We start from the raw sequence: 13,120 nt of genomic DNA on the forward strand, positions 1-13,120 counted from the left end.
CTCGGTGTTTGCCCTAAGGTCCGCGTCCGCCATAGCGATCAAAATCACCATATTTATTGGGATTAAAAAAAAGAGGCTGTCAAAAGCCATTAATTATGACTTTTTAGACAGCCCCCTACACAGAATTATCGAATTTGAATTTCAATTTCTCCATACGTAATTGGTTTTGGGAACTTAAAGGTTTTAAGCTGTAAACCTTTCGTTTCTTTCGTGACATATTCTTGCTTGAAGCTGTTACCTTCAATTCTTTCAGGTAATGGCTTTTCTTCGGAAATTAAATTATTTCCATTCTCATCAATAACCATAATTGCATTAGATGATGCATGATCGTCGATAACAGCATCACTTTGAACTTCATAGGAAACAACGACCTTGTCTTTCAAATAAGACACATCTGTAACAACTACTTTTCCAACCTCACCTTGATCCATCGTTACCGGAAAGCTTTGGTTATCTAATGGGACGACTACTTCTTCATACCCTTCTTCGCTAACAGGGATAATATAAGGAACGAGCGTTACCTTTTTTGTTCCCTCTTTTAAAGGAGCATAGAGAAATTCGAGTTCGGCAATTTCTTTCCCATTAATTGTTTCGCCACTACCACTGCCGCTTAAAGGATTGACTATATCCCCACTATCATCGGTTAAGTGGAATTGAAGCTGATACAGTAATAGGCTGTCTTTTTCATCTGCAATACCTTTGACATTAAGATTCGTTCCTGCTGGACCGATCTTCAAAGAGCTAATTTCAAGTTGAGCAATTTCAGTGTCTTTCACAATTTCTGGGCGAATCACGGTCACTTCATTTGATTGCTTTACTGGAAATTTAAACTCCCATTTTCCTGGAATTAAACCAACAGCATCAATTCGCATCCTCATATCAAAGTGTTCCGGAAGTTCTTCGGTCGGATTGATATCGATTATTCCTTTATATTTCTGTGGTGTAATAAACTCTCCTGAATAGCCTGAACTGAAGTTGATGTCTTTTCCGTTTACCTCGATTGTCGGACGCTCGAGGTCCCCAATTGCAAACAATGATTCCTGAGTATACCCAAATGTTAAGCGCGTGCCATCATAAAAAACTTCATTAATTGTTAACGTAATTCCGTTATCCTTTGCTGATTGCTCAACAATTTGGGTTAAGCCCTTTTGTCCTGCTATTTGTAACCCTTCATCGCCAATGTCATTGAAAAATGTCCCGACAATTGGGAGATGGGATGCCACTTTCGCCATTGCTGGCGAAATCATTGCCGATCCGATAAATAATCCAAATCCAATGACAGCTGCACTACAAGCATATACCGTTATTTTCAGCTTTGATTTCTTCGGTTTTGAGCTGCTCAATGTATTTATAATAATTTGGTCTAACTTCTCTGTTGGAACGGTTATTTTATCGATTTCTTTCTTGAAATTTGGAAATTCGCTATTCATTTACACACTCCTCCTTTAGCTTTTCTCTTAACATTTGGAGCCCACGATGAATGTTTGTTTTTACCGTACCCTCCGGACAATCTAAAACTTCAGAAATTTGCTTCACTGAGTAATCTTTATAAAAACGTAGGAGTAAAACAGTCTTATACTTTTCATCTAATTCGAGAACGGTATGAAGTAAATCATGATTACTTTCTTTTGGCACGTAAGGATTTGTTTTACTTTCTAACACGTCCCGTTCCATTGGGATAATTCTTTCCTTCTTTCTTAAAAATTCAATCGCTGTATTGATGAGAATTCTAGTAATCCAAGTTGAGAAATATTGTTCTTTTTTTAAATTTTTAATAGAGATAAATGCTTTAAAGACTGTTTCTTGAAAAACTTCGAGAGCATCGACTTCATTTTTCATATAAATGTAGGCCATCTTGTAAAGCTTTTCTTTTTCTTCATCAATCAGTTCCTGAAAAGCTTTATTATTTCCTTTCTTTGCGCGTTTCACTTTATTTATATGTGACAAAATTGCTCCTCCTTTCTTCTACTTGTTAGATAAACGAGTCATTAAAAACGTTTCAGAAATTTCGATATTCATGAAATAAGGTAATGGGAAATTCGAATTCATTTCTCATTACCTTTATGAAAAAATACGAAGGCATTTATGTCCTTTTGAAATTTATTTAAGCGAATTATCTCATTTTTAAACCGCGATATATGATCAGTATAAGTATTACTAGTAAACTTACTAGTACAACTATACTGCGATGATTCTCAAGTGCCGACTCCACTTTTCTTATTATAATTTCCGATAACGGTTCAGGGATCGGCTCATTGCGTGTTTCCGCATAGGTTATCCTTCCATGGTACCGTTGCTTCCTTCCGTGGTACCATGGATTCCTTCCGTGGTAACGTGGATTCCTTCCGTGGTAACGTGGATTCCTTCCGTGGTACCGTTGCTTCCTTCCGTGGTATCGTAGCTTCCTACCATGGTACCGGAACTTCCTTCCGTGGTATGAATAGATACATCTACTCTTGTTAACTGTGATAGATCAGTTTGCGGACTGGTCTTTTCACTTGAACAACCAACTATTAACACGATCATAGCAAATAAATAAAGAATATTTCGTAGTTTGTTCATTTTTATCACCCATCTTTATAGACGTACAAAATTGCTAAAATGTTCCATTCCGAAGGAATTCTTTATCGGAAAAGCGATAAGGCCATCTATATAGACATATTACATTGGTAAAATGTTCTAGTGTAAGTTGGATTTTTATTAAAAAAGATTTCCTTGCATGATTTTAATAAAATAAATAAAACCTATCTCCTGCTGTTCTGAGCTAGAGTAGGTTTTCAAGGTTTTAGTTATTCATTTTTCACTTTTATTTGGATACGTCTGTTGCAGAAACTTCAGCGATTGAGTTATTAATTCTTTTAAAATATCGACATTTATATCTGCTACTTTGTTAATGTAAACACACCCTTTTCCCTTCGTGTGTTTCCCAAAATCACTTAGTAATTCATCCCCGTCTGGATCGCAAGTTGCAAAATACAAACTAATTTTTGCTTTTCGTGGAGAAAAGCCGACAAGCGGTGCGTCTCCTTCGTGACCTGAAGCATATTTGTAATGGTAACTGCCAAAGCCTATAATACTTGTTCCCCAGATTTTAGCTGGGTACCCTGTTGTTTCTGTAAAAATTTCTAATAATTTATATGCGTCGTCACGTTTTTTTGGATTTTCTACTTTTTCAATAAATTCAAGCACACTACTATCATTTTCTCTTGTTTTCTGTTCATACAAAACTAGCGACTACCTCCTTTTTGCATCACTAATTAATGGTTGCTTTCACTCAACTATTATTCACAATTGTAATCAAGCTTATTTGGCTTTGATTTAAAAACCGAATCGGAATCACACTCGTACCAAGTCCACTATCGATATATAGGTGTTGATTTTCTTTTAGGCGGTATATCCCTTTGTCTAATTTTGGGAAAAGTCCTTGATCTGGAGCCACAACTGCGCCTATAAATGGAAGTCTCACTTGTCCACCATGGGTATGTCCGCTCAGAATTAGATCAGCTTGTATCATTTCAAATTGTTTTATTATATCTGGAGAATGGGATAGCATGATCGTGTATAATTCGTTATTCGTAGTAAGAAATGCTTGATCTACATTTTCATGGTTGGTTGAAAAGTCTGCAACCCCAACTAAGTTAAATACTGCATGATTTAGAGTTAGTTGCTTGTTTCCGTTATCAAGAATCGTAACATTCCGTTTTTGTAGACCGTCAAAAAATTCATGCGTATTTACATTTTCCCACTCGTGATTACCAGATACAAAATAAACATTTTCATTAATCGCAGTAAGTTGATCAATAAGATAGTAGACATTTTCAAATTTGGCCGTTCGTCGGTCGATGAGATCACCTGTGATAACAATAATGTCTGCATGTAATTCTTCTACAGTATGTAGCAACTTCTCATTGTGATCTCGAAACGCTTTGTTATGGACGTCACTAATTTGCAAAATAGTAATCTCGGAACCTTTTGAAATTTTGTCACTATGAAACTCAATTTTATTTATCTTAAATGTGTTTGTATCGTAATAAATCCGTGCTAATAAAAATATGAACACAAAGAGAACTATAATAAATGTTAGCCATTTTAAACTCATTTAACACCATCCTAAATTACGTTCAATTAAAAATTCAAACATTAAATTTATTGTATGTTTATTTATATCATAGTATTTGATTTTATGGGAAATCGCTAGGTTAAAAAGGCTTTAATCCTATCAGTACATAGTAGACATGATCCTTAAGTATCGTAAAAGCTACGTAAATTAAAAGAATTGCCATTATTTTATTAAAGAACATTAGGATTCCATTGTTTTTTATTAATTTTGAAAAAAACTGTCCGAGTATGCAATATGTACTTGGGGCACCAATAACCAAAACCATAAATAAGAATGACATAAACGCAATATTTATACCAGTTATATTATTAGCTGGAAAATTAATAGTTGCTATCGGTAAAGCCGTCAAAGAGGCTTTTGGATTAAAGAGTTGCATTAAAAACCCATCTTTAAAGGTGATTGTATTATTCTTCGAAGAAGGATGAATTTCTATTTTTTCTGTATAGATCTTATAGGCTAAATAAATAATATAACAACTACCAACCAAGCTAATATAGATTAAGTATTCTTTCTTTATTAATTTTTCTCCTGAATAACCATAAATGATAAATAATAAAAACATAGCTACTCCTACACCAACAAAGAAACTGAAAGAGCTTTTGAATTTTTTATTAAAACCCTGATTGGCACCTAAAAGGTTAACGGGTCCAGGAGTATACATAACCCCGATACCATATAGAAACATTTCTAACATATTTGCCCTCCTTATAAGAATCTTTAAAACTTGTATTTTTTCATAGCTTTATTTTAAAATATACATAAAAATGGTACAATTTCAGAATTGTACCAATTACAATTTGAGGTAATAATAAAATGATCGATTATTTGGGGAATAAAATTACATGGGTACCAACATTAAAATCTAGTAAAAAACCTAAATATATTTTAATTGCTGAATCTATTGAAAGAGATATACAAAATGGGAAGTTGTTACATGGTGATCGGCTTCCGCCCCAGAGAGTTATTGCAAACTTTTTAGGCATTAACCATGGAACGGTAACTAGGGCATACAAATTATGCGAAGAAAAAGGTCTTTTGACTGGAATTGTTGGAAAAGGAACTTTTGTTAGCAGTAATGCAGGTTTGCCAGTTCAGTTATTAACAGATCATAATGACAAAAACATCATAAGTTTAGGTATGGTGCTGCCACTATATGAGACAAATACATTTATTGAGAAGCAACTTAAGTCCATTAGTGAATTAATGGATTATAATATTGCTTTAAAATATTGTCCTCCCGAAGGACATATTAAGCATAGGTATATTGCTGCCAAGTGGTTAAATCAATATAAAATTGAAAGTTCACCTGACAACATAATTATTACTTCTGGAACACAGAATGCACTTTCCATTATACTTGTGAGCCTTTTTTCTAAAAGTGATCGAATTATTGTTGATGAACTAACGTATACAGGTTTGAAAAGTCTTGCCAAATATTTGGGTATTATTCTAATACCTGTGCAAAGTGATGAATCAGGTATTAATATTGAACTTTTAGAGCAAACATGCAAACGTGAAAAAGCAAAAGGTATCTATTTAATGCCAGACTGTCATAACCCAACTTCTGTCACAGTAGGAGAAAAGAAAAGAGAAGAAATTGGCAAGATCATTTCAAGACATAATTTATTACTAATAGAGGATGGGGCTTGCAGTTTTACAATTAAGAATAAATTAACACCAATTAGTGCTTTTGTTCCGGACAGAGGTTTCTATATTTTCGGAACATCAAAAGCACTAAATCCTACTCTTAGAATTTCTTATATTGTATCACCATCCAAATATACGAAGAAGCTACAACAAGGTATTAACAATTTAAATTGGATGGCTTCTCCATACAATGCTGAAATGGTTTCATTGTTACAAACGACAATGAAATACGAAGAAATTGTCAAAGTAAAGTTGGCTATATTGGAAGAGAGAAATACAATTTTTGATCAAATATTTAATAATTTTAAATTCACGCGATCCAAAACTTCTCTTTTTCGATATTTGGAGATTCCAGATGAATACAGTAGCATGGAACTGGAACGTATCGCCCTAGAGCATGGTGTACAAATATTCTCCACAAATAGATTTTTAGTTGGAAAAAATAATAACTGTAATGCAATTAGAATTTCTGTAAGTTCAACCGATAACATCAAAGAATTAGAAATGGGTTTAAAAATAGTTAGGGAAATAATTAAGTAATCCGCTTTTGCTAATGAATAATGGGGCTTGCTGTTATGGGTTTAATTATATAAGGATTATATAAGGGATTTTGTGTTGATCTACATTATTGGAAAAGATGTTACGTATGAAATGTTTGCTTTACCAACTTGGATCGCAATAGATAACACTGATTTATCGGTACCAAATCGTTGCTGAATCTTGCATCATGGTAGATAACTGGGATTTATTATCAGCAAAATGGTGTGATGCTCGATTTACTGACGATAAAACGGATTTATTATCAGCAAAATGGTGTGATGCTTGATTTGCTGACGATAAAATGGATTTATTATCAGCAAAATGGTGTGATGCTTGATTTGCTGACGATAAAATGGATTTATTATCAGCAAAATGGTGTGATGCTTGATTTGCTGACGATAAAATGGATTTATTATCAGCAAAATGGTGTGATGCTTGATTTGCTGACGATAAAATGGATTTATTATCAGCAAAATGGTGTGATGCTCGATTTGCTGACGATAAAATGGATTTATTATCAGCAAAATGGTGTGATGCTCGATTTGCTGACGGTAAAATGGATTTACTATCAGCAAAATGATGTGATGCTCGATTTACTGACGATAAAACGGATTTATTATCAGCAAAACGGCGTAAGAATCGATTTTCTGACGGTAAAATGGATTTACTATCAGCAAAATGATGTGATGCTCGATTTGCTGACGATAAAATGGATTTATTATCAGCAAAACGGCGTAAGAATCGATTTGCTGACGATAAAACGGATTTACTATCAGCAAAATGATGTGATGCTCGATTTGCTGACAATAAAATGGATTTATTATCAGCAAAATGATGTGATGCTCGATTTGCTGACGGTAAAATGGATTTACTATCAGCAAAATGATGTGATGCTCGATTTACTAACGATAAACCGGATTTATTAACAGCAAAACATCGTGACATTCAATTTGGTGATGATAACAAAAATTTATCGTCACAAAAGAAGTATCGTAAAACACTGTATTTCCAGCCGTTAAATTACTTCAGCTCAGCAATGACACCTAATGTTGAGCCTTTTATAAATGGCAACCCTTGTAATGATTTAAGTTGTTCAGGTGTACCCGTAACAATGGCTCCAATAATTTGGACATCGCTTTGTTCTAACTTTCCATTATCTCCGATTAATGCATTGTAAGCTTCTCCTGCTTCCCATTTAAAATTGTTACTGTCTTGAAGGCGCTCGAGGCTTGTTATGAAAGAATCGATACCGCCATAAGCGTCCTCTTTAAATTGCTCTGCATGAAAGCCATAGATAAACGGGTAATCAGCTGAAATCGTATCTTGGTCTTGCTGAAAAAAATCGATCCGCTCATACGGATATGCATCAACCCACCACCAAACGACTTGCACATTAGAAGGCAGCTTGTTTTGAATTTCATTATAGCTGTACGCTTGATCAAACGACAAACCAAGTTCAACAAAATTTGTTTTTTCAATTTGTTCTAGTTCGCTAATGCTATCTTTATATACGTCATAGGCTACATCGGGATGATAAAAAAACAACTCGCGATCACCTGTGTAAGCATTAAATCTATCAAATTGATGGGTTTCCGCTAATGATTCCGACCGCTCGAACTGGATGGATCCATATGAACCATAGTTACGAGAAAACGTACCAAACAAATTGTAACTTCCTTCGATTGGCTCCCAAATATGAGGACGATTTCCGAGTACCTTATATGTTCTAATTTTTATGTCTCCCCCTAACCAATCAGTGTTATAGGTTTGATGACTTATATGAACATTTGGTCCACTAATTTCATTAAACATTACAATTTCACCAATCGTCTTTTGTGCACTGTGTAATGTTAGTTTCCACAAACCGTACCATAAAACTGACAGAATGATCGGTGTAACCACTATCGTTATCACTATGATTTTGATTGTTGACCAAAACTTTGCTTTTCTCATTAATTTCTTAATCTGGTTATTATCAAATGAAAAATCCTTTTGCTCATTATTCATCATGGGAATCCCCCTTATATCTTTCACTAAACTTTTCTTTTGCACGTCTTATATGCGTTTTTAACGTATTTTCATTCATATCAACTAGTGCTGCAATTTCTTTGTACGATAATTCCAATTCATACTTCAACACTAGTAATTCCTGTTGCAAACCCGAAAGTGAGTCAAGCGTATCCTTAATTTTGCTGGATTCTTCTTTTTCGAGAACATGTAATTCGGGAATGTTCGTTGAAATTGCCAGTGGGGTTTCATCAACGTCGGTTGTTCGGTACCGCTTTTCTTTTCGTTTGAGATCATAAAATTGATTGGTAGCCACCCGGTATAACCAACTCATCACTTTGTCTGACTGAATACCATCTTTATGTAATAAAAACTTGTAGCATGTATCTTGAACGATGTCCTCTGCATCTTCATGGGTAAGGCCACGCTTACGCAAATAGCGGTATAGCAAGGTGCAGATCTGTTGCAGAAATTCATTCATTGTTTGGTTTACCATGACTCCCCCCTCAGCTTACGAAACATTTTTGCAGTTTCTGATAAAAATAAAACAAAAAAAATCTTTTTTCGCGCGGTTTCTTAATTTATTGTGATCTACTAGTCATTAAAGCTGTTGAAAAGCTTCGTTTTTCATAGAATCATTGAACGTTCATTTATATAACGAAAAACGTAAGGAAAAGTTTACATATTTTATAAAAAAATCTTTTTTGTTTAACAAAAGCATTAGTAAAAAAATAGTTTGTTGAATAACGAAACTATATTAGTGAGTCTAGAAAAAGCGAATAAAATAAAACAAAAAATACTCCTCTATGTAGTCAGATTTTTTTAAATCTGTCTATCCCAAGGGGAGCATATCATACATTCCAAGTGTTTGAATTCATTTGAATGATTTAGTTTATGAAAGATTTTTTAACCCTATACCAATATTGATAAACTTCGGAAAAACCAATGTTGGTATAAAGTTTTAAAGCGGGATCGTTATTGGAAAGTACAGTTAAATAACTGTATTTAGCGCCATTTGCTTTTCCCCATTTAAGTAAATTCATGACTAATTGTTTACCAAATCCTTGATTTCGATATTGGCTGTCAGTGACAATATCATAAAGACCAATGTATTCCCTTTCAATAACCCCAAGACCACAAGCAACGACCTTGTCTTGATGATAAAGGGATAGAAAGCACTTTTTTGTAGCAATAGTAGAAAGCATTTGGACGATTGTAGGTTTGTGTTCTTCCTCAACATTATTGAATCTGCAAAAATAGTCCAGCCATTCGGAATTCAGATTTTTAGTAATATTTACGCTATGTAAGGTGGGCTCTATAGTTCCTACTAAATTCATAGTTTGAACACTAACAAAAGATGTTCCATCAAAGTCTACTAAGGAATACCCTTTTTGCTCTATTATTTTATCTAAATTTTCTGGTTGTACAAAAGGGGTAATTTTAAATGTAGGAGTCAAACCATTATTAGTGTATATTTTTTCACAATCATTAATTTTATCGTCCAAATTATAAGTTGAAAAATAGAGTGGATTAATCGAATTGGCATAGATTGTATAACCTTTAGCTAATCGTAAAACCCATCCGTCATAAAATAACGTAGACAAAGACTGCCAATTATTCATGGATAGTTCTTCAATTATTTTATAGCTCATGTTCCCGACTCCGATCATGTTTAAATTCGTCTTATCATTAGGTATCATCACGAATTGATTTTTATCATCAATTATAATCACGAATTCTATAATCACGAATTCTATAATCACGAATTCTATAATCACGAATTCTATAATCACAAATTTATTTTATCACCAATTACCATTACAATTTAATTTCATCATCACGAAACATCATGATTTAATCATGAAAATGAAAGACTAATCTCTTAAAACAGACTAAAGCCCCAATGTTACAAGACGCTATAACAATAGCCATTGGCAACGCCGTATGAGCGCTCCCAATCCCCACCAATGGAGCGGAAATCGCACCTAAAATAAATGGGACTAATCCGAGTAATGCAGAGGCACTACCCGCATTTTTTTCCTGACTTTGCATAGCTAAAGAGTTGCTTAACATACTAATGACACCCATACAAGAAAAAATCAAAAAGAAAGCAAGCAAGATAAAACGAATATTCCAGTTAAATAGTATCGATGTCAATAATAGAAGGCTTGCAAGCAAGGATATATATAAGAAAAAGATTAATATCTTTCCTTCCCCGAAATTCCCAACTACTCTTTCAGCTATAAATGTTGCCAAAATAACTCCCGCTGCATTGATGGCAAAGGAATAGCTATACTCCTGCGCTGACAAGCCATAAATATCCTGTAACACAAATGGAGAAGCAGATAAATAGCCGAAAAATCCTGCAAAAATCAGTCCTTGAGTCAGTGTGTAGCCGATAAACAGTTTGTTTTTAAATAAAATTCCAAAGTTTAAGACAGAGTTCTTCAATCCGCTTTCTGTACGTTTTTCATCCGGCAAAGACTCATTAACCCCGAAAAGTACGGTGAAAAATATGAAGAAACTAACAATCCCCAAAAATAAAAATATGCCTCGCCAATCCGTTATTTTCAGAAGCTGACCTCCTGCTACTGGTGCGATAATCGTAATGACACCATTGAGCAATGTTAAAACGGCCATAAACTTCGTTACTTCATAACCTGAATAAAGATCGCGGACAATCGCGCGGGACAAAACGACACCACCTGCCCCAGAAAACCCTTGAAAAAATCGGAAAATAACTAACATCCAAATGGATGGACTAAACGCGCACAAAATTGTTGAAACAACAAATATGAGAAAGGAAACGGTTAACGGAATTTTTCGACCTAACACATCACTATATGGTCCAATGATTAGTTGACCAAACGCCATTCCTAAAAGGACGGATGTCAAACTTAGTTGGACTGAAGCTGCATTTGCACTTAAATCTGTTGTCATTTGTGGCAAAGCTGGTAAGTAAAAATCCGTCGCAAATGGTGGGATTGAAGCTAAAAACCCTAATATGAATGCCAACACTAATCGGTTCGGGGAATTTTTCTTCTTTGTAAAATCTATTGTTTGACTCTTTGCTAAGCTCATTCTCTACTATCCTTTCAACTTAAAACTCCATTACACATCCTAATTAAATAAATAAAAAACACATCACTAAAAGGACGTGTTTACAGCTAAAATACACCCTATGTTGTCTGCTTCTTTAAGAAAATTAAGGACATTGTCTTCATTAATCTTTGTCTACAGTTTTTTTATTCAATTCTCTTAACTCATCTCTTATATCCTTTAAGTATTCATTTCTTTCTTTTGTTCTTTGTAAGAAAGTGTAAATGGCATATATTCCAAGACCAATAAGACTAATATAAAAAAGTAAAATAATAGAACCCATACCTAAAACCATCCTTTAACTCATTCTTTATTATTTTTTACTAAATGTTACCACATATTACGTCTTTGTTGTTGAAAAAACGGGAAAATGAACACTTTTAATTTTAATCCTGCACAAGAAAATTCAATAAGAGTATATAGAAAGGATAGACAACCATTGCAGCAATTGCGAGAAGTCCTGTGACAGGATTAGGCGTATCGCCGCCGTACGTGATCGGAAACAAATTTGCGAATAAATATACAAACACAACAAAATAAGGGAACCATAGAATCGCAGTCCAATATTTTGCTTTCCGAGCTCGCAGCCACTTTTTTGTTAAGAAAAACAGCAGGATTGTTCCACCAATAATTATAGTGATAGTAGATAAAGCAATTAAAATATTTAAAGTACTAATACTCCAATCTGTTAATCTGCTCATTCTATATACATTTAACATAAGCTCAAGAGGAACAAATGCCATTAATGCATAAATCATATTTACGAAATTTAATCTTAAGAAAAATTTCATTGAATTTGACCTTCTTCATCACTTTTATATTCTAAAATATCTCCAGGCTGGCATTGTAACGCCTTGCAGATCGCCTCTAACGTTGATAATCGAATTGCTTTTGCCTTACCATTTTTCAATATCGAAAGGTTCGCCATTGTGATACCAACCCGCTCTGAAAGTTCGGTTACGCTCATTTTCCGTTTCGCTAACATAACATCAATATTTACTATAATCGCCATTGTTTTCACCTCAAACCGTCAAATCATTTTCAGATTTAATATCGATTGCTTCTTGTAAAAGTCTTTGAAGGACAGCAGCGAACACTGCGATCACCATTGCAGCAAAGATCGGGACCATGCCGATGATGATGAGACCTGGTGCATCGTCTAGCTCTGCTAGCATAAAAACAAATGGCAAAATAACCACATACAAACCACTGATGGTGATTGCACACAATTTAATAATTTTTAGTGCTTTAACAGAAATTTGTGAGAAAGCTTCGTTTTTGTCAATATAGGTTAAAAGTTTAAAAGCCTGATACAATGCAACGAAAAATGGAATGACTGATAAATAAATAGCTACAATAATGGGGTATAGCATATGGGCGAAATTTGGATTTGCTGGATTGTTAACTAACCAAGGCAACCCAAATACACATAAAGCAAGACCTGGAGTTCCTATAATAAAAACTGCCAACTTCAAAAATAGTGTTGACCCTCTTTTCATAAAAAGCACCTCACTTCGTTATTTTCTATTAGAATTTACCATGTTATTTATCGTTATACAATAAATATTTATTAAATTAAATGATATTATTATCGAAATATAGACAAAAAAAAGCATTCCTTTTAAAAAGAAATGCCCAAACCCTTAAGTAGTCAACCTCACCGACTAAGTGTTAAAGCTTTTTGGTAGTGGTTCGGTTGTATGTATG

The 13,120-nt window shown here is 34.2% G+C and carries 16 protein-coding genes; 2 read left to right on the plus strand and 14 right to left on the minus strand.

What is annotated here, in order from left to right:
• Positions 1–125: 125 nt before the first annotated feature.
• The 6 genes from D612_RS0102970 to D612_RS0102995 all read right to left on the minus strand — a co-directional run bounded on the left by D612_RS0102970 (position 126) and on the right by D612_RS0102995 (position 4,814).
• Positions 126–1,430: a DUF4179 domain-containing protein gene (locus D612_RS0102970; RefSeq protein WP_017753996.1), complete on the minus strand. Its 1,305-nt coding sequence runs from the start codon at positions 1,428–1,430 to the stop codon at positions 126–128.
• On the minus strand, positions 1,423–1,947 hold the full coding sequence (locus tag D612_RS0102975; RefSeq protein WP_017753997.1) for a sigma-70 family RNA polymerase sigma factor: 525 nt from the start codon (positions 1,945–1,947) through the stop codon (positions 1,423–1,425). Before D612_RS0102975 ends, D612_RS0102970 begins: the two co-directional genes overlap by 8 nt.
• Positions 1,948–2,274: 327 nt before the next feature.
• Positions 2,275–2,562, minus strand: a complete 288-nt coding sequence (locus D612_RS0102980) for a hypothetical protein (protein ID WP_017753998.1) — start codon at positions 2,560–2,562, stop codon at positions 2,275–2,277.
• Between the two features lie 231 nt (positions 2,563–2,793).
• Complete coding sequence (locus tag D612_RS0102985; RefSeq protein ID WP_017753999.1) at positions 2,794–3,225, minus strand: DUF1801 domain-containing protein; 432 nt, start codon at positions 3,223–3,225, stop codon at positions 2,794–2,796.
• Positions 3,226–3,274: 49 nt separating this feature from the next.
• A complete protein-coding gene (locus tag D612_RS0102990) occupies positions 3,275–4,099 on the minus strand; it encodes a metallophosphoesterase (RefSeq protein WP_017754000.1) in 825 nt (274 codons plus the stop codon).
• A 100-nt stretch (positions 4,100–4,199) separates the two neighbouring features.
• Positions 4,200–4,814, minus strand: a complete 615-nt coding sequence (locus D612_RS0102995; RefSeq protein ID WP_017754001.1) for a LysE family translocator — start codon at positions 4,812–4,814, stop codon at positions 4,200–4,202.
• A 119-nt stretch (positions 4,815–4,933) separates the two neighbouring features.
• On the opposite strand from D612_RS0102995, the gene D612_RS0103000 reads away from it, so the two are divergent.
• The gene (locus D612_RS0103000) at positions 4,934–6,307 is read left to right on the plus strand and encodes an aminotransferase-like domain-containing protein (protein WP_017754002.1); all 1,374 of its coding nucleotides are present in this window, start codon (positions 4,934–4,936) and stop codon (positions 6,305–6,307) included.
• A 227-nt stretch (positions 6,308–6,534) separates the two neighbouring features.
• Positions 6,535–7,233, plus strand: coding sequence for a hypothetical protein (locus D612_RS0103005; protein WP_017754003.1), 699 nt, complete (start codon positions 6,535–6,537; stop codon positions 7,231–7,233).
• Between the two features lie 94 nt (positions 7,234–7,327).
• On the opposite strand, the gene D612_RS0103010 is transcribed toward D612_RS0103005, so the two are convergent.
• The 8 genes from D612_RS0103010 to D612_RS0103045 form a co-directional block, all read right to left on the minus strand.
• The gene (locus D612_RS0103010; RefSeq protein WP_017754004.1) at positions 7,328–8,317 is read right to left on the minus strand and encodes an anti sigma factor C-terminal domain-containing protein; all 990 of its coding nucleotides are present in this window, start codon (positions 8,315–8,317) and stop codon (positions 7,328–7,330) included.
• On the minus strand, positions 8,307–8,810 hold the full coding sequence (locus D612_RS0103015; RefSeq protein WP_017754005.1) for an RNA polymerase sigma factor: 504 nt from the start codon (positions 8,808–8,810) through the stop codon (positions 8,307–8,309). Before D612_RS0103015 ends, D612_RS0103010 begins: the two co-directional genes overlap by 11 nt.
• Positions 8,811–9,201: 391 nt before the next feature.
• A complete protein-coding gene (locus D612_RS0103020) occupies positions 9,202–9,966 on the minus strand; it encodes a GNAT family N-acetyltransferase (RefSeq protein ID WP_034725809.1) in 765 nt (254 codons plus the stop codon).
• Between the two features lie 202 nt (positions 9,967–10,168).
• Positions 10,169–11,395 (minus strand): multidrug effflux MFS transporter, encoded by a 1,227-nt coding sequence (locus D612_RS0103025; protein WP_017754007.1) that lies wholly within the window; start codon positions 11,393–11,395, stop codon positions 10,169–10,171.
• 142 nt (positions 11,396–11,537) lie between these two features.
• Entirely contained in the window at positions 11,538–11,696 is a 159-nt protein-coding gene (locus D612_RS19675) for a hypothetical protein (RefSeq protein WP_017754008.1), read from the minus strand.
• Between the two features lie 103 nt (positions 11,697–11,799).
• Positions 11,800–12,204: a hypothetical protein gene (locus tag D612_RS0103035; protein ID WP_017754009.1), complete on the minus strand. Its 405-nt coding sequence runs from the start codon at positions 12,202–12,204 to the stop codon at positions 11,800–11,802.
• Entirely contained in the window at positions 12,201–12,425 is a 225-nt protein-coding gene (locus D612_RS0103040) for a helix-turn-helix domain-containing protein (RefSeq protein ID WP_017754010.1), read from the minus strand. The genes D612_RS0103035 and D612_RS0103040 overlap by 4 nt, the downstream gene beginning before the upstream one ends.
• 10 nt (positions 12,426–12,435) lie before the next feature.
• Positions 12,436–12,912, minus strand: a complete 477-nt coding sequence (locus D612_RS0103045; protein WP_017754011.1) for a DUF2975 domain-containing protein — start codon at positions 12,910–12,912, stop codon at positions 12,436–12,438.
• Positions 12,913–13,120 lie beyond the last annotated feature (208 nt).

Origin of the sequence: Calidifontibacillus oryziterrae (genome assembly GCF_000331575.1) — a bacterium.
GTDB classification, from domain to species: Bacteria; Bacillota; Bacilli; order Bacillales; family Bacillaceae_J; genus Calidifontibacillus_A; species Calidifontibacillus_A oryziterrae.